We start from the raw sequence: 24,572 nt of genomic DNA on the forward strand, positions 1-24,572 counted from the left end.
CATGTCAACTTTTAATTGACAGGTGTCAATTTTTAATAGTGTTGTGGGGGTATTGCACAGAGAACGAATTTCGAGAAAAAGGCGCTCAACAAGGTTATGGTTTCAAAGAAACATCGCCCGGGTAGAGGAATGAGACACGAACCGTCGCAAAAACGCAGCTCGAATAAGGTAGAGGAAATTCTAAAAGCTGCCGAAGAGCTGCTAATAGAACTTCCTATTGAAGAAATCACGACCACGATCATCGCTGAACGTGCTGGCGTCACCCGCACGTCAATGTATCATTTCTTCCCATCCAAACTCGATGTTTTTGATGCGTTAACGGAGCGGTATCACACAACACTGCGGCAAAAATTGCTTAGCTTTTTCGATCCGCGCACAAACGAAGAATACCATCACGCATGGGCCGGGGTTTCTGGTGTCTACAAAGACTTTTTTGAAAAGACCCCCTCAGCTGCGATTTTGATCCTTGGCCGTAAAGGAGCAAAACAGGCCATTTTTGGGAATGACGAATCGGAAGAGCGCTTGGCCGAAGACATCGGCAACTTAATGGCCCGACATACAAACTTTACCGAAATCGCAAAAGGCAACCCGCCCGAACCGGACTTCTTTCAATTTGTAGTCAGAATAATGACGTCATTGTTTTCTGCTGGTGTTCGCAAGGATGGCAGAATATCCGAGCGGACCGAAGAAGAAGCACGGCGCGCAACTATTGCGTATATTGATGCAAGAGTGAACAGCGATTCAAGTTAGAAAAAATACACTGAGGAAATTCGGCACCGGAAAAGCTACAAGTTATATCGAACGACACACCAACTTTTGTACATTTTCCAACCTCAACAACCACCGAAAATTGAACATATCCAACTGCCTCTAATCGCCTCACGTAGTTCCAATAATTAAATTGAGTTCTACACAGATCCCCTCAAGCGCAGGCCCTTGTTACCCATTTGTGACCCAAAACAGCGAACTGACTTTTGATCATCGCCATGTTGGGGCCAATCAGCACACCAAAGAAAGCCAAATTGGGCGTTTGAATTTTACATGCGATCGTGTCGCGTATTGAGTTTGGTTGCGAGCTACAAGTTGCTTACGGCAAATCATGGATATATTATGCACAAAATGGTACCATCAGCGGCGAAGGGGGCGCCAATTTGGTGCCAAAAAAAACAGTGTGCAGACAAGGCGTTAAGTTCACCCATGCACCAAAACGCCGTTTCCCTTTATCTTGCCGTTATCAAATCTACGAATGCCTGCAGCTTTCCGCTTCGTAATTCCATGCACCGCCAGAATCCAAGCATCTGTCAATAGCTAGTTGTGTTTGCGCCCTAGGGAGTGCGACTAACGCAACAAATGCAACGATAACAACCAATATGGCCAACCAAATTACTGGCTGAATATTCTTCATCTAAACCCTCCGGTCTGTATTCGTCGCACGTTGCTCGACAAGACTGCTCAGGATTTTCTTTTGCTCCTTCGCGGCCCGTTCTGTTTGCTTCCTGATCTGCTGCTGAGTCTTCTGCCGTGCCACCCCTTTGCTGATCTGTTGCTTCTCTCGCATCGCTGATGGCTTCTGCAGATGCCTCCCCACTAGGACCTCGCTTCGTCGCTTCGCAATTTGCTTTACAATGAAAATACTTATCCGCGCCGATAGTATTTGCGTCGCGCATATCATCATAATTTCTTTTGAAATCTCGGGCCGCGCCAACCGTAGAATCCTGGCCCGGACAATCTGAATCTTGTTCAGAATTATCTGTTTCGACAGATTCCCATCTTGGTTGCCACACGTTGCCGTATCTTTGGTGACGCATTCAAGTCCTGTTGGATCGGTATGATTCACCGGATCATTCCCGACATAAGCATAGAGGTTCACCTGGTCCTCATAGCCGATGGGGTCTGGCTGGAGGAACCTCCCTGTTTCCGGATCGTAATATCGGGCTTTATAATAATACAAGCCCGTCTCGGGGTCGAGCTTTTGACCCGTGAACCGAAACGGAAAACCCGAGGATGACCCACCCGCAACGCCATAGGGGCTATAGGTGAAGGTCTCCATCACCGCGCCCGTATCATCGCTGACCGCAATCACCGAGCCCAGACGATCCTGATGGGCCCAGACCTCGCTATCAGCAGCGGTTCAATTTTCAAGAAAGTGGTGCCCCCACACGGACTCGAACCGCGGACCTACTGATTACAAATCAGTTGCTCTACCAGCTGAGCTATAGGGGCGCGGGCGCTTCGATAGAGGATTGCGCGGCGTCTGACTAGAGGGTTATACGAAGTTCTATAAAAAAAAGGAGCGAACCCACCCATGAAGAAGTATTTATGCCTTTTTGCCCTTCTCGCCATCGCTAGTTGCGGCGAAAATGCCGATACAAACACCGGATCGTCACAATCAGTGGCCAGCACAGAGGCCACAGTGCCCCAAACACCGGAAGAGCGCGGACGCAAGCTTTTTAATGAATGTGCCGTGTGTCACTCGGTCCGTGCCGGTGATTCGCACCGTGTTGGTCCAAATCTTCATGGGATTGCCGGAGGGGAAGCCGGTAAGGCTGAGGGCTTTGCTTATTCAAAGGCGATGGCGGACAGCGACATCGTCTGGGATGATGCATCACTTGAGGCATTCATTGAGAACCCACAAGCTTTTCTGAAGGGGAACCGAATGGCTTATGTGGGCCAACGCGATGAAGCCAAACGGGCCGACATCATCGCCTATTTGAAGTCCCTAAAATAAATCTACCTAAATATCAAAGCCGGGATTCTCGCGATTAAGTTTTCTGATGAGTCCCGGCCACGCAAGGTTATCCCCGATGCCCGGCACAAATGCTGGGGCACCTTGCTGCTGAACCTTCGCCCCCATGGCTGGGGGCTCTTCAAGGGGTTCTTTAGTGTCGGACTGCGCCAGAATTTGTGCGCGGCAAGCCTGTTCCAAAAAATACATCCGCAAAAATGCAGTCGCGCAATTTGCGCCCACAGTCAGCGTGCCGTGATTGCGCAAGATCAAAAATCCGTGGTTGCCCATATCTGCGACGATACGTTCGCGCTCGTCATGATCAGTCGCGATACCTTCGTAACCATGATAGGCCACATCATCATGAACAATCATTGCAAATTGTGTATAGCGCTTTAAGCCGCCCTGCTGCGCAGACACAGCCACCCCATAGGGGGTATGCAGATGAAGTACGGCGTGAGCATCCTGGCGCGACATATGGAGGGCCGAATGGATTGTAAAACCCGCAGGATTAGAGAAATACGGCGTCTCCCCCACGACTTGACCATCGACATCGACTTTTACCAAAGAGGTCGCCGTCATCTCGTCAAAAAAGACACCATAAGGATTGATCAAAAAGCGTTCTTTGCCACCCTCATCCGGACAGCGAACAGAAATATGAGTAAAGATCATATCATCCCACCCATAAAGCGCCGCCAACCGATACGTCGCCGCTAACTCGCACCGCAAGCGCCATTCCTCTTCGCTGACCTTGCCCTTTAGCGAAGGAAGGCTTTGCGGGTCAGGAACACTAAACCCCATTGTTTGACCTACTGCCTCTGCTCGTTCGGCTTGCGCATTCATAACCGGTTCTCCTTCGACGACTAAATGAATTGCTCGTGAGGATAACCGCCAGCCAGCAATATTGCATGCATCAATTACAGTCGCGCGCCAAACGGAAGCCCGAGAACTGCCACCGCGCCTCAGGCGGGAAAAAATTTCGGTAGCTGACGCGTAAATGACCCCGAGGGGTCGCGCAGGATCCGCCCTTCAATACCATTTGGCCCGACATGAACTTCCCATTATACTCGCCGACCGCACCAGGAGGCGCGGCGAAGCCGGGATAAGCCACATAGGGGCTTGCGGTCCATTCCCACACATCGCCATAAAGCTGAAGAAGGCTATCATCATTGGCCGGGTTTTCTGCAGACTTTGGCAGGAACGGGGCACCCCCCTCAAGAAAGCGACCCTCTAGCGGGAAGAGAGACGCAGCCGCTTCCCATTCGAATTCTGTTGGTAGACGCGCACCGACCCAACTAGCGTAGGCCGCCGCTTCATAAGAACTCACATGACAAACTGGTGCATGCGGATCAATCGGAACTTCGCCGAATAATGAATAACGATACCATTGATTGTCGGCTTCTGATTTACGCCAATAAAGTGGTGCATCCCAGTGTTCTCTGTTGATCACCTCCCACGCATCTGAAAGCCAATGCACGGGATCTTGATAACCACCATCCTCAATAAAAGCGATGTACTCGCCATTTGTGACGGGTCTGTTGGCAAGCTCAAAGGGGTGAAGATATACTTTATGGCGAGGTTGTTCATTATCGAATGCAAAACCTTCGCCGTTCCAGCCAATGTTGCAAACACCACCTTCCATTTCACGCCACTTTAACGCTGGCGCATTCCCGCCCTCACCTGCGCGCGCATCGGTGTATACTGCAGGCTTCAACGCATTCTGAAAAAGACCATGCTGGAGATCGGTTATTAACAGTTCCTGATGCTGCTGCTCATGGGAGCAACCGAGCAACACCAATGGCTCAATCACAGCCAAAGTTTCGTCATCGGCGTTTTCAATCAATCGGATCAACGCCTCGTTCACGAAACTACGATAGGCAAGGACCTTGTCGAGTGACGGTCGTGAGAGCATTCCGCGCTTCGCGCGCTGATGCATTTCGCCAATTTGATTATAATAGGAATTGAACAAATAGCCGAACTCAGGATGAAATGGTGTATGGTCTTTAGCGTGTGGCCCGAGAATAAAGGTTTCAAAGAACCAACTTGTATGGGCAAGGTGCCATTTGACAGGACTGGCGGCCTCCATCGACTGGATCATACAGTCTTCTGGGCTAAGCGGGCGAGCCAGTGCTTCACTATCGCCCCTGACGCGAGCGAAAGTTTCGAGTACACTGGTAGAATTCTGAGCGGTGGGAACGTCAAGGGGCATAAGCGTCTATGAAATTTTTTGGTCAACGAATGTCGAGGCGCATCATAACCCGAAAACACCCCGGTGACGCAAATTTATCCCTCACAATGCCGAGAGAGCTGCCCACGGCGAACGAATTACGCCTCTCTTTCTTCGCTAGCGAAAAGCCGGACGCAATAGAGAGCGCCCGACAACTTAAACAACGATATGGCGATCATAGCGTTGATGATTGTGACGTCATTGTTGCGGTCGGCGGCGATGGTTTTATGCTTGATGTGCTGCGTACTCACATGACCTGCGACAAACCGATTTATGGGTTTAATCGGGGTACGGTCGGCTTTATGATGAACGATGCGGATATTGACGGCCTGAGTGAACGGATTGCGGAATCCGAACCGACGACGATCCACCCGCTTGTGATGAAAGCGACGACAATTACCGGCGAAGTGAAGACCGCAAAGGCTATCAACGAGATTTCATTGTTCCGGGAGACTCGGCAATCCGCGCGGATTCGCATATCAATCAACGGACGTGTGAGAATGGAATCCCTCACTTGCGATGGCGTTTTGCTTGCGACCCCCGCTGGTTCCACGGCCTATAACCTGTCGGCGCATGGACCGATTTTGCCAATCAGCGCACACATGCTCGCATTGACGCCGATCAGTGCATTCCGACCACGCCGTTGGCGCGGCGCATTGCTACCTCATGATGCTGTCGTCGAGTTTGAAACGTTGGAAAACGAAAAACGCCCCATTTCAGCTGTGGCCGACAATCAGGAAGTCCGTGACGTAACACATGTTGAAGCGCGTGAAGCACGTGATATTACGATGACGTTATTATTCGATCGCGGTCAGTCGCTAGATGAGAGAATCCTTAGCGAACAGTTTGATTATTGATCAGATCGGTCCGTCGATTCTTGGTTAACTAATGGTTTACGCGCGACCCTGAATCGCCACATGGTGTTTCTTCTTAAGACTCCCCGGTTCTGTTCAGCGAGAATTAACCCGCGCCAAGGAGTATGGACAGAATGTTAATAGGGGATCGCGGCCAATTTGGCTGACGGAAGGGCTTTCGGATGGGCGCACAGGCAGTACGGCTTTCCAACGTTGATATTGATAATGCGTTGAAGAACAATAACTTCGAGGTATTGTTTCAACCAATTTTCGATCTTGGAAATGGGGCGCTCGCGCGCGTCGAAACCTTTGTACGGTGGCATCATCCACAGCTTGGGATGCTGCCACCGGGTGCATTTATTTCATTTTTCGAGAGCCAGGGCCGGATGAGCGAACTTACCCGGTTCGTTCTTTCAAACGCGCTTGAGGCCTATAGCGATTGGCGAGGCCCTTATGCGCCCGGCCTTTCGATCAACCTTGCATTAAGCGATCTCAGCGATGACGCCTTCGCTTCTCATTTCATCAAATTGCTCCGCGACTACAATTTCCCAGCCGATCTGGTCACGCTCGAATGCCCGATGCCGCCCGTCGATATGCCGATGGATGTCGCCTCTGCTCACTTCAAGCGCCTTGCTGATACGGGCGCGCGGTTGGCAATCGAAGTACGCGGGCGCGCCAACGACCTATTGAGAACGCTCGATCCCTTCCCGTTCGACGAGATTAAAACGGGCGGATCAGCGATTTTGCGTTTTGCGCGCACAGTGCGTGGCCCAGGACTTTCAGCCATTGCGGACCTTCTCGATATCGCCAGCAAGGCGAACGCCGCGATCACTGCTGTCGGCGTCGAAGATCAAGCTTCGTTATCCGCGCTTCGCGGTCTTGGCTTTACGGCGGCACAAGGAAATCATCTCGGCAAAGTCGGCGACATCAAAAATTTCCGTCCGCATCGCATCAATGATGTGCGCGAATTACTTGGGTTAGAGCCACTAAGTACAGAAAGCATCACGGCACTCTTCCGAACGGAAGCCCCGGCACCGCAACCGTCGGCTCCGAAAAACGCCAATGAAACTGAAGCTACCGCTGCAAAACCTGAGCATGATGACGCCATGATTGAGCGTCTAAACGAACGCGTTGCTCGATATGATCAATCAGCACCAAAATCTGACGAAGAAAAAACGCCCCATACGGAAAGTGCTGCCGAAAGCGACGAAGAAAAGAAAATCAAAGCACGCGAAAAAGCCAAAGCACTCGCCCTAGCGAAGCGCGCAAAAGCGCGGGCAGCCCGCAAAAGTGCGGCGATTGAGCGAGCAAAAACGAAGGCTGGCTTGCGCACAACCGACTCAATTAGCGACGATATATTTCACGATACCCCCAACCATGATTCGATCAACACGAGCGCTGTACCGCGCGACATGCAAGAACAGATAAACCGCGCGTTCACATCCGACCCGGAACCTGCTGAGCCAAAAGCAGCGCCCAAAGTGACGCCTGCAAAACCGGCAAAAGAGCAACCAGAAGAAGTAGACATTCAATCAGCTGAAACCGGGTCTTTGCTCGCGGATGAACCCAAATCGGAAAAAGCACCGATCACCACGGAAATTCCGCAAAGCGACGATAACGCAGATGCTGAAACACCAGAAAAATCAACGGCCTCAGCCCCGTCACCGACCGTCCCCGAAAATACCCCTGCGCGTCCCACACCATTTGTGGGCGGCATGGATAAACCGATATCCCTTTCCGTCGCGTCGAGTTCGGCGTATTTTCTTCAAGGTATCAGTGTCGGCTCCCCTGCTTTACCAGGCACACCTGACACGCCGATTGCCCCAGCAGGGCTAGCGCTTGAGGGAACTTCGATGGCCGAAGACAACGGTGAGAATAAAACGACCGCAAAATCGCTCAGCACGGTTGAGCGCGCCGTCGCGTCTCTATCGAAAGACGAAACGCCGTATATGAAACCGCCTGAAGCTGCGCCGACAGTTGAAAGCGAAGAAACCACAGACGCGGTTGAGACACCGACCGAGGCGGCACCCATCCAAACTGAGGTTACTGATGATTCACTCGGTGATTTGCAAAACGAAGAAGCTGAAATTGCGCCGGAAACCGCGTCTCAGCCCCGACGTCGCAAACCATTCTTGAAGCGAACAGTCGTCCCGATTTCTCCGTATTTTTGGCCGCGAAGCTGGCGCCGCGCAATGCATCGACGAGCAACCGAACGTGCCGTAAAAGTGGAAGAACAAACCGAACAGCGTGCAGCAGCGGCCGAATAAGCATCTCTACAGAAGTTAAACGCCTGGTGCCCAAGTTCCGTGAAACCCTAGCGGTACACGCTGCGGTAATTTCACACGTGCGACCGGGGCTGCACTCATATCTTCAGTGTCAAGAATATGCACTTCTGACTGACCTGCCAGGTCCGTGGTGAATGTAATTAAAAATCCATCATCGCCACCTTCACGCGCAACGAAAACCGGTTCAGATCCAAAAACACCTTTTGGAAAATAATGACGCTCGCTGGCACCAGTTTCTAGGTTGTATTTTACCAAACCTGAAAAACGCTGCTCGATGCAATCGTCAAAAACAACGTGGTAGGAGTGTTTGGTTTTCCGCCCCGTTTTCAGGCTATCAACGACCGGAAATTCAGACACCGCATCGTCGAGTTGTTCCTCACGCCCTTCCCCTGTTGCCATGTTCATCCGCCATATAAATGGCTGCGCACGAAGCGCCAGAACATCTGCCATGGCCGAATATGCACCATATTGTGGATCAGGCGAGAAGCCGTTAGGCACCATTTTACATGCAGCCATTACGACTTCGGTTCCATTGGGCGTTTCCTCTTCCCACGCATTTATCACATGATAAATATAGCACGTTGGAAACTCGAACCATTTCGGCGCTCCACCTTTACGCGGGAGGACCCCAAAACGCGTAGGTTGGTCCGCCACATGAATTTGCCACAGCCGGTTACGTATAGCTGACTCTGAGAAGATCACGGGCAAGTCATGCAGGATCGTATAATTCTCCGTCATGCCCATATCATGAGGCAATCGCGGCCCCGGCAGTTCGATCTCTTGGAAATGGGTCAACGCACCTGTTGCCGAAACGGTGCCGGTCCACATTTTTGGCTCGTAAAGCGCATAGTCGAAAAATACTAACTCACCCGTAGTCGCATCAACCTTTGAATGGGCGGAGATATTCCGAGGTAGTTTCCCGTTGAAATTTTCAATTCTGATCGTTTCAAGCGTATGAGCATCGACGGCCACTGGTTGACCCGAAATATACCAAAGAGCCAACAAATTCCCGTTATGGTAAACAACGTCTGTATTCGCTGTATCGCGATAATGAACCGTTCGGCCATCCCTGTCGGCTGACCGTTCAAAAATGCCCGGCATTGCATCAGCGCCGCCAGTTTTCAAATCATGCGTCTGAACAAATCGGTTTTTATAGCGGGCGGATCCATTTTCAAACCAAACGCCATGCAACATGCCGTCGCCATCAAACCAATGATGCATGCCCTTAGGCGATGAGGACGGATTTGGGCCGTTCCTGAAATAACCGCCGTGGAGTTCGCGCGGAATTTCACCGATAATTTCGAGCTTATCCGCACTCACTTCCTCCATCACGGGCGCATAGAGGCCCTTAAGGTATGGATTTTTAGAGTTCGGGTTGATTGGTGCCATATCGTTCATAAGCGAGCATGTTACATGCCCTCAAAAACGTTGACTACCTTTTGATACAGATCATCCGCAACGATGGGTTTAGCGAGGACCTCGTTCAGGCCCGCTTCGCGATAATTTTCGATATCGTCTGACCTAGCCGCCGCCGTCAAAACGATTATCGGCGCTGTAGCACTGGAATGGCCGCTATTCCGAATAAGTTTCGAGGCAGTCACGCCATCCATATCAGGCATTTGAATATCCATTAGGATAAGGTCAAAATCATATTCAGCGGCCACTTTTACCGCTTCGACGCCATTCTGGGCTGTATGAATTTGCGTTGCGCCAATTTGATTAAGAAACGCTTTGATGATCATCAAGTTCGCGTCATTGTCATCAACAACCAAAATTAGCTTCCCGTCCAACAGGCGTGAAATTTGATCCGTCAACGGCGCATCTGACGATACTGTTTCGCGTTTTGGTGCCGCGACCTTTTTTGCTGGAAAAGAAAGGGAAAATGTAACGCCGCTACCGATAGCGCTTTTCACCGAAAGCTTTCCGCCCATTTTTTCAATAAGCATCCGCGCCAATATCAAACCAAGGCGGTGCCCCTCAGCGCCAGACATGTGGCGATTGATCAAATATTTTTGCGGACAGAAATAGGCTTCAGCCGCATATTGATCCATTCCGACGCTATCGTCACGAATTGTAACGACCAAGTCGCCCTCGTCCGAATTTTGCGCGTTCAGTCGATAATCATATCCAAGATAGACCCCGCCAGTTTCTGTTTGGGTTAGACACTGACTGAGGCAGCTCGATATACTTTGAATGACACGAACGTCATCAAACACATACCAAAAATGCGATAGCTTTCGTGTGTCAAACACGAGGTCCAAGCCCTTTTGAGCCGCTATTTTTTTGTGGCGACGCGTGAGCGATTCCGTAAGCTTGTTTAGGTCAACCGGCCCGGTATCAAGAACCAATTCTTGCGTTTGAAGATCAAGCAGATCGAGAATGTCGATAAGCGCAGTGTTTAGATTTCTTGTTCCCTGCTGAAGAACGTCGACCAACTCTTTTTGTTTGGCCGTAAGATCAACAGATTGAAAATCCATCATCTGTAGAACACCCACAATTTGATTGAGCGGTGTACGGAGTTGATGCGCTGATACCGATAAAAGCGCTGAATCGGCTTGCCATTGGCGCTGGGTTTCTTCGGCTTTTTTGGCTCGGGTCACTAACCACCCGATCAAACTTCCACCAAATCCTGACAGCGCGACAAGTATGATCGTCAGAATCATTATTCTAAAACTTCCGTATCGTGTCGCGCTCCCGCCTAAGCGACCATTCTGGTTAGCAAACGTTCCCCAAGGAGCTACGCTCCTCGGATATACATATTTATTGGTGTATTCCTAAAATTTCACTACCTCCGGTAATGTTTGCTTTTCTATAGGTGTCGTGAAAAGAAAGCCCTTTATCGACAAGAACAAATAGGGTACGCCAGCCCCTGTCGAACACTTTTAAACTGAGAGCAAATGGCCAAGAACACCGACACCTATGTTTGCCAATCATGCGGAGCCATTTACGGAAAATGGGCTGGCCGTTGCGAAGCATGTGGCGAGTGGAATTCGATCGAGCTTGAAACAAGCGAAGCTGGCCCTCCGGGAAGCTTGAGCCAAAACCCTGCTCAATCGAAGGGCAAAAAAGTCGAGTTTACCTCGCTTTCTGGCACTATTGAAGAAGCACCCCGGCTCCCGACCGGCAACGCAGAGTTTGACCGCGCCTGTGGTGGTGGGCTTGTTCCCGGATCTGCCCTTTTAATCGGCGGTGACCCTGGGGTGGGAAAATCAACTTTATTACTTCAAGTCGCATCCGGCTTGGCAAAACGCGGTGCGAACGTCGCATATATCTCTGGGGAGGAAGCCACCGCACAAATTCGATTGCGAGCAAAGCGGCTTGGTGTCGAAAATGAACCGGTAAACCTCGCCTCGGCCACATCATTGCGTGATATTCTGGCGACGCTCAAAGCTGAACAGCCAGATGCCGTTATTATCGATTCTATCCAAACACTTTGGTCCGATGCGCTGCCGGCGGCACCCGGCACCGTAACGCAGGTGCGGTCCTGCGCACAAGAATTGGTGCGCTTCGCGAAATCAACCGGCACGATTGTTTTATTGGTCGGCCACGTCACTAAGGATGGCCAAATCGCGGGTCCTCGCGTCGTAGAGCATATGGTCGATGGCGTTCTCTATTTTGAAAGCGAACAAGGGCGCGATTTCCGAATCCTTCGTGCGGTCAAAAACCGTTTTGGCGCGGCCCACGAAATTGGCGTTTTCGAAATGTCTACGGATGGACTGCGCGAAGTTGCCAACCCTTCTGAGCTATTCTTATCGAGTGGCAATACGCCGGTTTCAGGAGCCGCCGTTTTTGCTGGTATCGAAGGAACACGACCGGTCCTCGTTGAAATTCAGGCGCTTGTCTCCCCATCCAGCCTTGCGACGCCGCGGCGGTCTGTTGTGGGCTGGGACTCAGCGCGTTTATCGATGATCCTTGCGGTGTTGGATACGCGCGCTGGTCTCGATTTCGGGCGCAATGATGTGTTTTTAAACGTGGCGGGCGGATTGCGGATCGCCGAACCCGCCGCTGATCTCGCAGCGGCGGCTGCGCTATGTTCATCACTCTTCGATTCCCCTTTACCGAGGGATTGTGTCGTTTTTGGCGAGATTGCGCTCTCTGGGGCGGTGCGGCCAGTGAATCAATCTGATGCACGATTGAAGGAAGCCAAAAAGCTTGGTTTTGCGGGTGCGTTGGGCCCCGCCAGCGGCGTTGCCAACCCAATTAAGCTCAAAGAAGCCGCAACACTTGCAGATTTGGTTGCATGGGCGCGCAATCCCTGATCAAAGCGGTTGAGAAATCACCCTATCGCGGCTATCAAAAACGCGGGGGAAGTGTACGACTCGCCCTATAGTTTTTGGGGCGATGATAGGCGGGTTCGGTAATGTTTGATCTCCTAGTTCTCGTTATAGTTGGTCTTTCGACCGCGTTTGCAATCTTGCGCGGCGGGTTGCGCGAATTATCAACCCTGATCGCGCTTGCTATCGGCGGCGGTGCCACCCTCCTGTTCCTCGAACCTGTCTTGGCGATTACCGGTCAAGCCGGAAGCTTCTTCGGCACCGCAATCATCGCTGTTATTCTCATCGGCATCTTTTTCATCGCAGCTCATATTGGGCTCCATATTGGGCTTAAACGCTTTCCACTCGAGGGACGCGCCAAACTGGCAGACAGGATCGGCGGCGGTGTTTTTGGCTTCTTCCGAGGACTGGTCCTGATCGGCCTTGCCTATTTGGGGTACACTTACTATCTCGATGAAGCAAAGCAGCCTGAAGAGGTGAAAACAGCGTTCACCCAACCCATTGCTGCGGGCATGGCCCACTGGTTTGAGAGTTTTACGCCTGAAACTGCCGATCTTGACGCACCCGAAAAAGCGAAAAATGACAAAGATGCTGTTGACGCATCGGTCAGCGGGTATCAAAGAAGCGACCGGAAGGGCCTGAATGAAATTGTCACAACGGTGACGACAACGGACCCGGCGATTGCCGCCACTCAAACGCCCACTGAACAACCAAAGGCTTCGGAGGAACTAGATCCGATTGCCGACATTTTAAACGAGGAATCGCCGCAATGAGCTTTGTCTTTGAGGAAAATAGCGACACCTCGCTCACCCTCGCAGAACGTGCGGCACACTACCTAAAAAAAGAAGCACCTCTATACCGACAGCATCAAGCTGCGCTGGAGGCCATTGTTGGCGCACCAAAGATGATCGAAGAATGCGGCGTATTCGGCATCATTGGTACCAAAGACGCGACAGCACTTACAGCACTCGGCCTTCATGCCCTTCAACATCGCGGTCAAGAAGCCTCTGGCATCGCAAGCTATGACGGCAAACATTTCCACAATGAGCGGTTCATGGGGCTTGTCTCCGACAATTTCTCAGACGCTGCAACGCTAAACGGCCTACCCGGTGAAAGTGCGATTGGTCATACGCGATACTCCACGCAAGGCGAAACAGTCCTGCGGAATGTACAGCCACTCTATGCCGACCTAGATCGCACGGGCATCGCCATCGCCCACAACGGCAATCTCACCAATTCCAAAACTTTACGCGCGGATCTTGTCCGGCGCGGTTGTATTTTCCAATCAACATCAGACTCAGAAATTTTCCTGCAACTAACGGCGCGCTCACAATATATCTCAGTGACAGACAAATTAATCGAAGGTCTGAAACAAGTCGAAGGTGCTTATGCCCTCACTGTTTTAACGCCGGAAGGATTAATCGGTGCGCGCGATCCAGTCGGAATTCGCCCACTAATTCTCGGCGATCTTGATGGCGCACCAATTCTAGCATCAGAGACATGTGCGCTGGACATCATCGGTGCCACATTCGTGCGCGACATTAATCCGGGTGAAGTCGTAATCTGCCGCGCTGATGGCACCATCGAGAGTAGACAAGTCTTTCCCAAAAAAGAACATGCTCGACCATGCATATTTGAGCTGATCTATTTCGCTAAACCCGACTCTGTGGTCGATGGCCAAAGTGTTTATGAGTTGCGCAAACGCCTAGGTGAACAGTTGGCACTCGAAGCAAATTGCGAAGCTGATCTCGTCTCGCCCATTCCCGATTCGGGTGTACCCGCGGCGATTGGCTTTTCTCAACACACCGGCCTTCCCTATGAAATGGCCTTGATCCGCAGTCACTTTATCGGTCGAACCTTTATTGAACCGGAACAGCGCATTCGCGAAGCTGGTGTTGCGCGCAAGCACTCACCTAACCGTAGCTTGATCGAAGGAAAACGGGTTGTTCTAATTGACGATTCTATCGTACGCGGAACAACTTCACGCAAGATTAGCCAAATGCTCCGCAAGGCAGGCGCAAAAGAAGTCCACATGCGTATCGCCTGCCCGCCGATTATTCATCCAGATTTTTACGGTATCAACACGCCGTCCCACTCAGAGCTGTTGGCGGTAAACCGTTCGGTCGAAGAAATGCGCGAGCTAATTGGCGTTGATAGCCTCGCCTTCCTGTCGCTTGATGGCCTTTATAAAGCCTTCCGCAAGGGCAAACGCGACGATGCCGCCCCGGCCTTCACCGATCATTGCTTCACCGGTGATTACCCGACCAAGCTAACTGATCATGATGCTGAATCGCGCGATGCGATGATCACACAATTATCTTTTCTCGCTGAAACTAGCTAACACTAAGTTTTTCGGAACGCGACCGATGGCTTAAAGCCCTTTCAGTCTCTCTAGCGCTTCATTCAGTTTAGCAATTTGCGTTTCAAACCCAGCTTTACGCGTGTGCTGTTCCTCAACCACACTCGCCGGGGCGCGCTCAACAAAATTCTTATTCGCAAGCTTTTTGTCGATACCCGCAATCTCACCCTCGGCTTTTGCAATCTCTTTTGAAAGGCGCGCCTTTTCTTCGCCAATATCCATCAGCCCGGCAACCGGCAGCGCCGCCATACCGTCACCATGAACGATCTGAACTGCGCCTTTCGGTGCTGCGTCCGCAGTCGTGATTTCTGAAAGACGCGCAAGGCGAGACAGAACGTTCTCATGCCGCGAAATCAAGTCTTTATCAGGTCCAATATAAACAAGCGGGATTTTCGCGCCGGCTGGTACGTTCATCTCCTGTCGAACGGACCGGACGTTTGTAATCAAATCGACAACCCAACTCATTTCCTTCGCCGCTTCATCATCCGTCAATGCAGCGTCGAAAGATGGCCAAACTGATGTAATAAGTGCGCCACGGTCATCGAACGATGCCCACAGTTCTTCAGTTACAAAAGGCATGAAGGGATGAAGCAATGTCAGTATACGGTCAAGCGACCAAGCAGCCGCCGTGCGTGTTTCCGCTTTTGCAGCGTCGTCGTCGCCCATAAAAATTGGCTTAGCCAGTTCTAGGTACCAATCACAGAAAATATTCCAAACGAATTTATAAATTGCGCCAGCAGCATCATTAAACCGGAACGCTTCAATCTCACGTGTTACATCAGCTGCACACTGGTTGGCCTCGTGCACAATCCATTGATTGATCGTTTGCTTCACTGATGCAGGATCGAAGGCAGCATCAGGTTTACATTCGTTCATTTCACAAAAACGAGCCGCATTCCAAAGTTTAGTCCCGAAATTGCGATAGCCTTCTACGCGAGATTCGGACAGGCGAATATTACGTCCCTGCGCTGCTTGAGCCGCCAGGGTAAATCGCAAGGCATCCGCACCGAATTTGTCGATCAGAACCAACGGATCAATAACATTGCCCTTCGACTTCGACATTTTCTGACCGTGCTCATCAAGAACGAGCGCGTGTATATAAACATCCTTGAACGGAACCTCATCCATGAAATGGATGCCACCCATCATCATACGTGCAACCCAGAAAAAGATAATATCGTGGGCCGTTACAAGTGTTGATGTCGGGTAATATCGTTTCAGTTCCGCCGTTTCATCAGGCCAGCCCAATGTTGAAAACGGCCAAAGCGCTGATGAGAACCACGTATCAAGAACATCCTCATCCCGCCGCAAAATATGAATCGCCTCGCCTTTGTTGTCAGCGTCCAACAGCATTTTGTTGGCTTCTTCGCCAGAGTACATACCGTCAGCAACATATTTAGCGATAGCTTGTTTATTTGCATCGACTTCATTCTCGGCAACAAAAATTGTGCCGTCTGGCCCATACCAAGCAGGTATCCGGTGCCCCCACCAGAGCTGGCGCGAAACACACCATGGCTCGATGTTGTTCATCCATTGAAAATAGGTCTTTGACCAATTTTCCGGAATAAACCGTGTACGGCCATCTTCAACCGCCTTGATGGCTGGCTTAGCCAATTCTTCGGCATTCACATACCACTGATCGGTCAGCATCGGCTCAATAACAACGCCTGACCGATCACCGAATGGTTGCATTATTTTTTTATCTTCGGTCTGAATCAAAAGGCCTTGTGCATCGATATCAGCGACAACCGCTTTACGCGCATCAAACCGATCCATTCCATGATATTTTTCCGGGATATAATCTGCATCCAACATAGCGCCCTTACTATCGAGCAACTCATACAGATCAATATTGTTACGTCGGGCGACCTGGTAGTCATTGAAATCATGCGCGCCTGTGATTTTCACCGCACCTGAACCAAAATCAGGGTCCGGATATTCATCCGTAATAATCGGAATATACCGGTCTGCTAGCGGCAACAAACAACGCTTACCGACAATCGATGCGTAGCGCTTATCAGAAGGGTGAACTGCCACCGCGCCATCACCCAACATCGTTTCAGGGCGCGTCGTCGCGATAGAAATATAGTCCCGCGTTTCCCACTCTGTAGGCTCTCCATCGTCATCGAACGCAATCGGAAATTCGTAGGTTTCACCATTTTCTAGTGGATATTTGAAATGCCAAAAATGTCCATCAACTTCTTTGTTCTCGACCTCTAGATCAGAAATCGCCGTTTCAAATTTCGGGTCCCAATTAACAAGCCGTTTGTCGCGATAGATCAGCCCCTCTTTATGGAGCTGTACGAAAACTTTGACGACGGCTTTTGAAAGCCCCTCGTCCATTGTAAACCGCTCGCGCGACCAATCACAGGTCGCACCCAATCTCTTAAGTTGGTTGATGATCGTACCGCCAGATTCATCTTTCCATTTCCAGACCCGCTCAACAAAGGCTTCTCGCCCCATATCGCGGCGTGAAGCTTCCTGATTTTCCATGAGCTGGCGTTCAACAACCATCTGGGTGGCGATGCCCGCATGGTCTGTACCCGGCTGCCACAAAACGGATTTTCCACGCATTCGCTCGAACCGCACTAAAATATCCTGAAGTGTATTGTTTAGCGCGTGCCCCATATGCAGGCTGCCCGTAACGTTGGGTGGCGGAATGACAATAGAAAATGCATCCGCTCCATCATTGTCCGAAGGCTTGAAGGCCCCGGATTTTTCCCATGCCTCATACAGGCGGGCTTCTGCGGCAGCGAAATCAAATGATTTTTCGAGCATATTCTTGGGTCTTCTTTAGCGTTTTCTGTATGCGCACGCAAAATGGTAGCGCGAATATTTGGGTTTATCGCTCGGCCGAGCTTTGCTCAACCGCTTTTGGCGAAATTCAACGGTTATAAGGATCGAGCCCCGTGTGGGCACATAAGAAAGCCCACATATCGGCATATTCCTCAATAATTTTGTCGGTCGGCTTACCCGCCCCATGTCCGGCACGGGTCTCAATTCGGATCAGATGTGGCGCATCGCCAATATCTGCGGCCTGAAGCGCCGCAGCATACTTAAAGCTGTGCCCCGGCACCACACGATCATCGGTATCGGCCGTCGTCACCAAAATTGCCGGGTAGTCGGCCCCCGAACGGATATTGTGATAGGGCGAATAAGCACGAAGGTTCTGGAAATCTGCCTCATTTGCTGGGTCCCCATAATCATCGACCCAAAATCGCCCGGCCGTGAATTGATTAAACCGAAGCATATCCATTACGCCCACGGCGGGCAGCGCCGCCGCGAAGAGTTCTGGCCGCTGATTGACCACTGCGCCAACCAACAACCCGCCGTTCGAACCACCTTGGATCGCGAGTTGCCGGTTCGTCGTTATGCCTTGCGCGATCAAATATTCACCAGCGGCGATAAAATCATCAAAGCTATTTCGCTTGTTCAACAACCGACCGGCATTGTGCCAATCTTTTCCATATTCACCGCCACCGCGAATATTGGCAATTGCTAAAACACCGCCCATTTCCATCCATGCCAGCCGTGTCACCGAAAAGCCTGGGGTCAGCGAAATGTTGAACCCACCATAACCATAAAGCAGCGTCGGGGCACCACTCGACCATTCGAGATTTTTATGGTGCGCAATAAACATTGGGATGCAGGTTCCATCCTTAGACGGATAAAACACTTGACGCACGATATAATCTGCCGGATCAAATGGCGCGGCGCTTTCTTTGAATACTTCGTAATTGTCTTTTGAAATATCATATCGGTAGAGCGAGGGCGGCTGATTAAAGCTCTCAAAGGAAAAGAATGTTTCTTGATCTTCGGGTTGTCCCGCAAATCCCGTAGCAGTTCCTACGCCAGGCAAATCCACAACGCCATCATCTTCACCCGCAATCGAGTACACACGCACAACCGATTTAACGTCTTCCATGTAGTTCGCAAAAATTCGACCACCCACAATGGAAACGCCAGCCAACACTCCAACTTGCTCAGCAATAACGTCGAACCAACTATGTTTTCCGCCATTTAGGTAATCCGATACCGAAACCACACGGCCCTTTGGCGCATTTTCATCCGTAAAAAAGAAGTGGCGACCATCGGTACTGCCGATGTAACTGTAATTGTGGTTAAAGCCTGTCACCAATTGAACTGGTGGCGCGCTCTCACGACCTAAATCGATCAATACAACTTCGTATCGGTCATCAGTACCCATCCAGACTGTGATCACCAGCGCACTTCCGTCGCTACTAACCTCAGCCGAAAAACCATGCGATGGCTGATGCGGGCGGGCATAAACTAAACGATCGTTTTCAGCTTCATCGCCTAACCGGTGGAAATAGACAGCCTGATTTAAATTGAGGCTCTGAAACTCAGCACCGGGATCTGGCTTGGGATAGCGCGAATAATAAAATCCAGATCCATCTTTCGCCCAGCTTACTCCGGAAAATTTGACCCACTCGATTGTATCGCTATGCACTTCTCCGGTATCGACATCGATAATCTTGATTGTATGCCAATCAGATCCGCCATCCTGGACCATATAGGCAAGCAAACGGCCATCGGGACTGGCCTTATAAAACGCGAGCGCAGTTGCACCGTCGTCCGACCATTCATTAGGGTCAATCAACTTTCGCGGGACATCGTCCCCATCTTGAACGTACAAGACAAATTGGTTCTGGAGGCCGTCATTCCGACTGTAAAAATACCGGTTCCCTCGCTTCACGGGCAGAGAAAATTTCTCGTAGTTCCACAAACGGCGCAAATGGCCTTCGATATCCTGACGAAAATCAAGTGAACTCAGATAAGTGCTGGAAAGGACATTTTGAGCCGTAACCCACGCCGCGACCTCAGCGCTATCGCGAACGTCATCTTCGAGCCACCGATAGGGGTCTGAAACATTTTCGCCAAAAAAATCGTCTGCCTGGTCTACGGTTCTACTGTGCGGATAAGAATTCATTGAGGGGACTCATTTTTCCAGATCACTCCCAAATGGGGAGCCTCAGACGAAAAAAAAGCCGGCTTAAAAGCCGGCTTTTACAATTATGATAAAAGTGGCGTTTAGCGGCGGCGGCGTGCGACCCGCTGTACTTCTTCTTCAACTTTTTCCTCAACAATCGCCGGTAGGTTCGCATCAAGCCATTCTTTAACCATGGGGCGCAGCATTTCGACCACAATATCTTCTAGTGTACGACCGGGACCTTCGGAAATACGAACGGATTGAGAAAGGTTATGGAACGCCTGGCTCGCCACGTCTGCCGTCGCCTGATCGAGAATTTCTTCGTCAGCGTCCTGTTCCATTGCTTCGGCCATGTTTTGTTTAATCATTTCAATGCCTTCATCATCAGAAGCTGTGGGCTTCTGGGGCTCTTCAGCCTTAATCGGTGTAACGGTGGAGGACGTTTCCTCAGCGGCCTGTGGGGCCGCCTTTAGGGTCAATTCTGGCTTTTTCGCCTCTACCGGTTTGGTAGGCGGAGCCTGTTCTTCCTCGTCCTCGGAAATAATCCGACGGATGGATGCAAGGATTTCTTCCATGCTCGGTTCTGGTTGGGCGTTTTCCATTGACCTATTATTCCTCTGGAGGGTCAATTACGACAAATTCGGCGTAGATTAAACCGCTGAAATTCTGTTTTCAGGCGCTTCGCAGCACTTATCAAGACCTAGTCGATGCTTCGGCCTTTATTGCTCGTAATATTTGGCCGACATAACGCCCTAGTTTCGCGAATATTAGCGCAGCCTAACCTTCGTCGTAAAGCTCAAGTGCGCTCTCTCCACCGATATCCGATGAAATTCCGATTGCATCCGGCGTTAAAATCCCAATCGCCGCAAGCAAACCAAAAGCTGCCGTTTGTGCATCGCGTTGAGCACTGACCAACGCGACTTGCGCGTTCAAGTTTTCTTGCTCTGCATTCAAGACATCAAGTGTTGTTCGGCTACCCACTAAAGATTCGCGCCGGACGCCCTCAAGGGCAAGATCATTCGCCTCCACCGCGGCTTCGGCTGATCGCACAATCGCGCGCGCAGCGACCAATCGTTCCCATGCAGAAATGGTTTGCGCTTCAACTTGACGTTCTGCGGCCATAAGTAATGCACGGTCGCTTGAGTGATTGGCTTTTGCTTCGCGGATTTTCGAAAAGTTCAACCCGCCGAGAAAAATCGGGGCGGATGCGCGTGCCCCAAACGTAAATTCTTCTGTGTTATCGACGAACAAGCTTGGCTCTTCTGCGTACTGATAACCCGCCGTCAAGGAGACAGACGGCAAGATCGCACCCCGCGCAATGTTAATCTGGCGGCGTGAAATCTCAGCCCGCTCTCGCGCACCAACTAAGGCTGGGGCATAAGTCTGCGCAAGGTTCTGTGCGGCATCTATGGTATCTGGCAATGTTGGCAGGTTTGTTACTGGCTCAAGGTCGGCTGGCACCTGACCAACCAGTTCGGCGTAAGCAGCACGTGCAATGGCAAGCTCACTTTGCGAGCTTGAAAGATTAGCTCTGGCTTGTGCAAGGCGTGCATCCGCCTGTGCCACATCGGTTCGCGTAAGCTCACCAACTTCAAATCGTCTGCTCGCCATTTCTTGTTGGCGCAAAAGCACGGTCACATTTTGTTTATTTAGTTCGTACACCGCCATATTACGCTGAACATTAAAATAGGCCGTCGCAACATCGTTCAAAACCTGTTGTTCTGTAGCGATCAATTGCGCACCGCCCGCACGAATTCGGGCCCCGGCCTGTTTGATTGCATTGAAATTACGAAAGCCCGTAAAAATCGGCTGCTCTGCGGTTACGCCCGCTGTTTTGGTATCAAGCTTTGTGTCCGTCTTGCTCGGCGCACCCGTAAAGCTCGTGGTCTGGTTCCCATCGACTTTGTTATAAGCTGCGCTCGCAGAAAGCTGCGGCAATGCGCCAGCCCACGCCTGAGCCCGGCTTTCTTTGGTGGCGCGCAAACGCGCGCGCTCAGACCTAATGTTCGGGTTCGTTTGATAGGCAAGAGACAATGCATCCTGAAGCGTTTCCGCGCCCGCAGTCTGTATATTAGCTGCCGCAGTAATGGCTATCAGCGGTAATAGGAAAACACGCAAGACGACACTCCCTCATGCACAATCGCCTCACATCCCAACACCATGTTGCGAATCAGCGACCCTCACCCTGGCCTAATCTTAATTCAAAGATATTGACCAATGTTCAAGATGATTGAGCAGCTTATAGGGTGAATATCGTGTTAAAATACGAAGGATTTTGCCGCTTCAAAGCCAGGCAAGATGGCCTGCGTCGCAGCCTCGAACTTCTCTGTGCAAGCAAAAGCCTCACCATTTCGGCGATAGATGACACCGCGCGAAACACCCGCCTTACGAAGAATGGTAACCAATCGGCCACCATCTTTGAGTTGGGACAACAAAGCATCCGGGCGCTTCTCTATAGCACCGCCAACGAAAATGAGGTCAAACGGTCCCTGCTCAGCAGCACCAGCGTCGCATGGCCCCGCAAGAACTGCCGCGTTACTAAGATCCAGCGCATTAATGTTTTCCTGCGCTGTTGCTGACAATTCTTCATCGCTTTCAACAGCAACGACCATATCGACGAGCTGCGCCAGAATTGCCGTGGAGTACCCAGAGCCGGCCACCGCATTCAGCACCAAATCCCCAGCTTTAGGCTCTGCTATGGCCGCCAATTTTGAGAAATCACGCGCCGTCAGCAATGTACGGCCGGGCGCATAGGCGATTTCGCGTTCCACATAGGCCTGATCACGCAGGGCGACGGGCAAAAAGATCTCACGCGGGATCGTTTCCATTGCTGTTTGAAGCCGAATGTCGGTGACGTCATTTGTGCGCACTTGGCTATCAACCATCCGCCGCCGCGCTTCGTTAAAGTTCATGTCAGGCCCTCGATCGTCGTTAAATCCAGATGGGGCATACAACCGAGCGGGCCGCCATGCAACGCGCCAAAATCACTTCATTAAACGAATAGGAGAAAACCCCTTTGACCAGAGCGATTCTCCGCGCTAAGAGGTCGGCCCTCTGCTGAGCCGTGCCGATATCACCACATGGCGGTTCAGTTTTCTTCGGCCACGTGGCGGAGTGGTGACGCAGCGGCCTGCAAAGCCGTGTACGCCGGTTCGATTCCGGCCGTGGCCTCCATTTTCCCTTAAAATTATCCGTTAGATCGCGATTTTTGCAACTTATCGGCGAAATTAACAAAATTCCCGCGGATTTCTTTGTCAAAAGGTCGATATCTTCATAATAATTTTAACGCCCTGAGCTTCATTTGGTTAGAATTAACTATGTTGAAACGCCGCTCGCCGCACGGACGGAACCACCTGCCGATTGGTGCTTGCGGATCAACCGTCTAGCGAAGAATACAGTGCCTTAAGGGGCCGCGAGGGCCAACGAGCCAAAAAGGGAGAAAACTCCATGAAATATGGGGGCGTCGCGCTGATCGCTTTAATGACAGCATCATGCGCAAGCGTAAATCAGGAATTATTAGAAGCTCAGTTACCTGAAGCACCGGCGGCTTGGACCGCCGATGATTCGGTAGGTGCGACACCCACTGGTGACTGGGTTACCGCGTTTAACGACCCCATGCTTCGCTCATTGATCTCTGAAGCAATGGAGAACAACAACAATCTTCTTGCCGCTGCGGCCAACCTTGATCAGGCTCGCGCCGGTGCCGGGATTAGCCGAGCAGCCATGCTGCCCACGGTCGGGGCAAACTTTAATGCCCAGCGCAGCGCGATTGTCACCGACCCTACAACGGCGGCGCAAGCTGGCGGCGGTACAACAACAAGCAGCAACCGCCTTTACATCAATAATTTCTCCCTAGGCGGATCACTAAGCTGGGAACTTGATATCTGGGGCCGCCTCACGGACGAGACGCGCGCTTCATATCGTGACGCAAGAGCCGCGCAAGGCGACCTCTATGGCGCGCAACTATCTATTGCAGCACGGGTTGCACAATCATGGTTCGCTCTTATTGAGGCACGTCAACAACGCGAACTCGCAGATCGCGACACCGAAGCCCGTGAACGAAACCTTCGCGTGACTGAACGCCGATACGACCGTGGCGTTTCTTCTAGTCTCGATGTGCGTCTTTCGCGATCAGCCCTCGGAAGCAGTCAGGCCAACCTCGCATTGCGTCAACGGTTAGAACTCGAAGCCTCACGCGCGCTCGAAGTTCTTCTTGGACGTTATCCCGGCGCTGAACTCGAAGCGGCCGAAGCCTTACCAGTTCTGCCCGCGCTCGCCGGTGCAGGCGCACCGGGCGATATTCTAGCGCGTCGCCCAGACCTTGTGGCAGCCGAAGCCCGCATGGAGGCCGCCGGCCTTCGATCACGTGCAGCACGCAAACAATTTTTGCCCCAACTAACACTCAGCTCACGCGCAGGTACTTCGGGGCCCGATTTCGCAGACTTGACCGACCCACAACGTTTGGCGGGTAACATGGCAGCTGGTTTGTTCCAGCCTTTGTTTCAGGGTGGCCGGCTTATTGCGAATTCAAAGCGCGCGCGTGCCGCCGCTGAGAGCGCGTTGTTCGATTATGTGCAAACTACCCTCACCGCCTATCAAGAGGCAGAAAATGCGATTGCAGCCGAGACTTTATTGGCCGCACGCGAAGACGCGCTTCGCCTCGCCTATGAGGAGGCCGCAGCAGCAGAGGACCTGACCGAACGTCGCTACTCAAGTGGTGCAGCAACAATCTTCAACCTTTTGGATGCGCAAACGCGGCGAATTTCATCCGAGAGCCAATATATTCAAGCGCAACAACAACGCGTTTCTAACCGCGTGCAGCTTTATCTTGCGATCGGCGGGGACTTCCTGACGCAAGAAAAACTGGCTGCCCTTGCCGTGGATGCCGGAGAGTAGA

General features: G+C 51.4%; 18 protein-coding genes, 2 tRNA genes and 1 pseudogene. 9 read left to right on the plus strand and 12 right to left on the minus strand.

The annotated features are described in order from the left end of the window. Positions 1-129: 129 nt before the first annotated feature. Positions 130-750, plus strand: a complete 621-nt coding sequence (locus tag ABFZ84_RS14020; RefSeq protein ID WP_369314707.1) for a TetR/AcrR family transcriptional regulator — start codon at positions 130-132, stop codon at positions 748-750. A gap of 575 nt (positions 751-1,325) precedes the next feature. Here the strand turns inward: ABFZ84_RS14020 and ABFZ84_RS14025 are convergent. The 3 genes and pseudogenes from ABFZ84_RS14025 to ABFZ84_RS14035 form a co-directional block, all read right to left on the minus strand. Then, positions 1,326-1,808, minus strand: coding sequence for a hypothetical protein (locus ABFZ84_RS14025; RefSeq protein WP_369314819.1), 483 nt, complete (start codon positions 1,806-1,808; stop codon positions 1,326-1,328). Between the two features lie 14 nt (positions 1,809-1,822). Then, positions 1,823-2,050: pseudogene (locus tag ABFZ84_RS14030) on the minus strand (RHS repeat-associated core domain-containing protein); the annotation flags it as partial. A 97-nt stretch (positions 2,051-2,147) separates the two neighbouring features. Further along, a tRNA-Thr gene (locus ABFZ84_RS14035) sits at positions 2,148-2,223 on the minus strand. Between the two features lie 82 nt (positions 2,224-2,305). On the opposite strand from ABFZ84_RS14035, the gene ABFZ84_RS14040 reads away from it, so the two are divergent. After that, positions 2,306-2,728 (plus strand): c-type cytochrome, encoded by a 423-nt coding sequence (locus ABFZ84_RS14040; RefSeq protein WP_369314708.1) that lies wholly within the window; start codon positions 2,306-2,308, stop codon positions 2,726-2,728. A gap of 6 nt (positions 2,729-2,734) precedes the next feature. Here the strand turns inward: ABFZ84_RS14040 and ABFZ84_RS14045 are convergent, their stop codons facing one another. Further along, entirely contained in the window at positions 2,735-3,568 is an 834-nt protein-coding gene (locus tag ABFZ84_RS14045) for a class II aldolase/adducin family protein (RefSeq protein ID WP_369314709.1), read from the minus strand. Positions 3,569-3,638: 70 nt separating this feature from the next. Further along, positions 3,639-4,934, minus strand: a complete 1,296-nt coding sequence (egtB, locus tag ABFZ84_RS14050; RefSeq protein ID WP_369314710.1) for an ergothioneine biosynthesis protein EgtB — start codon at positions 4,932-4,934, stop codon at positions 3,639-3,641. Between the two features lie 86 nt (positions 4,935-5,020). On the opposite strand from egtB, the gene ABFZ84_RS14055 reads away from it, so the two are divergent. After that, positions 5,021-5,809, plus strand: coding sequence for an NAD kinase (locus ABFZ84_RS14055; protein ID WP_369314820.1), 789 nt, complete (start codon positions 5,021-5,023; stop codon positions 5,807-5,809). A gap of 179 nt (positions 5,810-5,988) precedes the next feature. Continuing rightward, entirely contained in the window at positions 5,989-8,073 is a 2,085-nt protein-coding gene (locus ABFZ84_RS14060; protein ID WP_369314711.1) for an EAL domain-containing protein, read from the plus strand. A 15-nt stretch (positions 8,074-8,088) separates the two neighbouring features. Here ABFZ84_RS14060 and ABFZ84_RS14065 read toward each other — a convergent pair whose 3' ends face one another. Together ABFZ84_RS14065 and ABFZ84_RS14070 are read right to left on the minus strand one after the other, a co-directional pair. Continuing rightward, positions 8,089-9,489 carry a carotenoid oxygenase family protein gene (locus tag ABFZ84_RS14065; RefSeq protein WP_369314712.1) on the minus strand — a complete coding sequence of 467 codons (1,401 nt, stop codon included), beginning with the start codon at positions 9,487-9,489 and terminating at the stop codon, positions 8,089-8,091. Between the two features lie 11 nt (positions 9,490-9,500). Beyond that, on the minus strand, positions 9,501-10,754 hold the full coding sequence (locus ABFZ84_RS14070; RefSeq protein WP_369314713.1) for a response regulator: 1,254 nt from the start codon (positions 10,752-10,754) through the stop codon (positions 9,501-9,503). Positions 10,755-10,988: 234 nt separating this feature from the next. On the opposite strand from ABFZ84_RS14070, the gene radA reads away from it, so the two are divergent. The 3 genes from radA to purF all read left to right on the plus strand — a co-directional run bounded on the left by radA (position 10,989) and on the right by purF (position 14,706). After that, positions 10,989-12,350, plus strand: coding sequence for a DNA repair protein RadA (gene radA, locus ABFZ84_RS14075; protein WP_369314714.1), 1,362 nt, complete (start codon positions 10,989-10,991; stop codon positions 12,348-12,350). Between the two features lie 101 nt (positions 12,351-12,451). Continuing rightward, a complete protein-coding gene (locus ABFZ84_RS14080; RefSeq protein WP_369314715.1) occupies positions 12,452-13,138 on the plus strand; it encodes a CvpA family protein in 687 nt (228 codons plus the stop codon). Between the two features lie 131 nt (positions 13,139-13,269). Further along, the gene (gene purF / locus ABFZ84_RS14085) at positions 13,270-14,706 is read left to right on the plus strand and encodes an amidophosphoribosyltransferase (protein WP_369314821.1); all 1,437 of its coding nucleotides are present in this window, start codon (positions 13,270-13,272) and stop codon (positions 14,704-14,706) included. A gap of 30 nt (positions 14,707-14,736) precedes the next feature. On the opposite strand, the gene ABFZ84_RS14090 is transcribed toward purF, so the two are convergent. The 5 genes from ABFZ84_RS14090 to ABFZ84_RS14110 form a co-directional block, all read right to left on the minus strand. Beyond that, on the minus strand, positions 14,737-17,502 hold the full coding sequence (locus ABFZ84_RS14090) for a valine--tRNA ligase (RefSeq protein ID WP_369314716.1): 2,766 nt from the start codon (positions 17,500-17,502) through the stop codon (positions 14,737-14,739). Positions 17,503-17,608: 106 nt separating this feature from the next. Then, positions 17,609-19,675, minus strand: coding sequence for a prolyl oligopeptidase family serine peptidase (locus ABFZ84_RS14095; protein WP_369314717.1), 2,067 nt, complete (start codon positions 19,673-19,675; stop codon positions 17,609-17,611). A 101-nt stretch (positions 19,676-19,776) separates the two neighbouring features. Next, positions 19,777-20,277, minus strand: a complete 501-nt coding sequence (locus tag ABFZ84_RS14100) for a DUF2497 domain-containing protein (RefSeq protein WP_369314718.1) — start codon at positions 20,275-20,277, stop codon at positions 19,777-19,779. Between the two features lie 175 nt (positions 20,278-20,452). Further along, positions 20,453-21,793, minus strand: a complete 1,341-nt coding sequence (locus tag ABFZ84_RS14105; protein WP_369314719.1) for a TolC family outer membrane protein — start codon at positions 21,791-21,793, stop codon at positions 20,453-20,455. Between the two features lie 140 nt (positions 21,794-21,933). Beyond that, entirely contained in the window at positions 21,934-22,587 is a 654-nt protein-coding gene (locus tag ABFZ84_RS14110) for a protein-L-isoaspartate O-methyltransferase family protein (RefSeq protein WP_369314720.1), read from the minus strand. Between the two features lie 188 nt (positions 22,588-22,775). Here ABFZ84_RS14110 and ABFZ84_RS14115 point away from each other — a divergent pair. Then, positions 22,776-22,849 (plus strand) — tRNA-Cys (locus tag ABFZ84_RS14115). A 273-nt stretch (positions 22,850-23,122) separates the two neighbouring features. Beyond that, positions 23,123-24,571 (plus strand): efflux transporter outer membrane subunit, encoded by a 1,449-nt coding sequence (locus ABFZ84_RS14120; RefSeq protein WP_369314721.1) that lies wholly within the window; start codon positions 23,123-23,125, stop codon positions 24,569-24,571. Position 24,572: the final 1 nt, after the last annotated feature.

Origin of the sequence: Hyphococcus lacteus, assembly GCF_041058985.1 — a bacterium.
GTDB lineage: Bacteria > Pseudomonadota > Alphaproteobacteria > Caulobacterales > Parvularculaceae > Hyphococcus > Hyphococcus lacteus.

Excerpts from the sequence above, each read along its gene's own strand:
- ABFZ84_RS14020 (WP_369314707.1), top strand. The coding sequence starts at position 130 with ATGAGACACGAACCGTCGCAAAAACGCAGCTCGAATAAGGTAGAGGAA.
- ABFZ84_RS14025 (WP_369314819.1), bottom strand. The coding sequence starts at position 1,808 with ATGCGTCACCAAAGATACGGCAACGTGTGGCAACCAAGATGGGAATCT.
- ABFZ84_RS14040 (WP_369314708.1), top strand. The coding sequence starts at position 2,306 with ATGAAGAAGTATTTATGCCTTTTTGCCCTTCTCGCCATCGCTAGTTGC.
- ABFZ84_RS14045 (WP_369314709.1), bottom strand. The coding sequence starts at position 3,568 with ATGAATGCGCAAGCCGAACGAGCAGAGGCAGTAGGTCAAACAATGGGG.
- egtB (WP_369314710.1), bottom strand. The coding sequence starts at position 4,934 with ATGCCCCTTGACGTTCCCACCGCTCAGAATTCTACCAGTGTACTCGAA.
- ABFZ84_RS14055 (WP_369314820.1), top strand. The coding sequence starts at position 5,021 with ATGCCGAGAGAGCTGCCCACGGCGAACGAATTACGCCTCTCTTTCTTC.
- ABFZ84_RS14060 (WP_369314711.1), top strand. The coding sequence starts at position 5,989 with ATGGGCGCACAGGCAGTACGGCTTTCCAACGTTGATATTGATAATGCG.
- ABFZ84_RS14065 (WP_369314712.1), bottom strand. The coding sequence starts at position 9,489 with ATGAACGATATGGCACCAATCAACCCGAACTCTAAAAATCCATACCTT.
- ABFZ84_RS14070 (WP_369314713.1), bottom strand. The coding sequence starts at position 10,754 with ATGATTCTGACGATCATACTTGTCGCGCTGTCAGGATTTGGTGGAAGT.
- radA (WP_369314714.1), top strand. The coding sequence starts at position 10,989 with ATGGCCAAGAACACCGACACCTATGTTTGCCAATCATGCGGAGCCATT.
- ABFZ84_RS14080 (WP_369314715.1), top strand. The coding sequence starts at position 12,452 with ATGTTTGATCTCCTAGTTCTCGTTATAGTTGGTCTTTCGACCGCGTTT.
- purF (WP_369314821.1), top strand. The coding sequence starts at position 13,270 with ATGATCGAAGAATGCGGCGTATTCGGCATCATTGGTACCAAAGACGCG.
- ABFZ84_RS14090 (WP_369314716.1), bottom strand. The coding sequence starts at position 17,502 with ATGCTCGAAAAATCATTTGATTTCGCTGCCGCAGAAGCCCGCCTGTAT.
- ABFZ84_RS14095 (WP_369314717.1), bottom strand. The coding sequence starts at position 19,675 with ATGAATTCTTATCCGCACAGTAGAACCGTAGACCAGGCAGACGATTTT.
- ABFZ84_RS14100 (WP_369314718.1), bottom strand. The coding sequence starts at position 20,277 with ATGGAAAACGCCCAACCAGAACCGAGCATGGAAGAAATCCTTGCATCC.
- ABFZ84_RS14110 (WP_369314720.1), bottom strand. The coding sequence starts at position 22,587 with ATGAACTTTAACGAAGCGCGGCGGCGGATGGTTGATAGCCAAGTGCGC.
- ABFZ84_RS14120 (WP_369314721.1), top strand. The coding sequence starts at position 23,123 with ATGAAATATGGGGGCGTCGCGCTGATCGCTTTAATGACAGCATCATGC.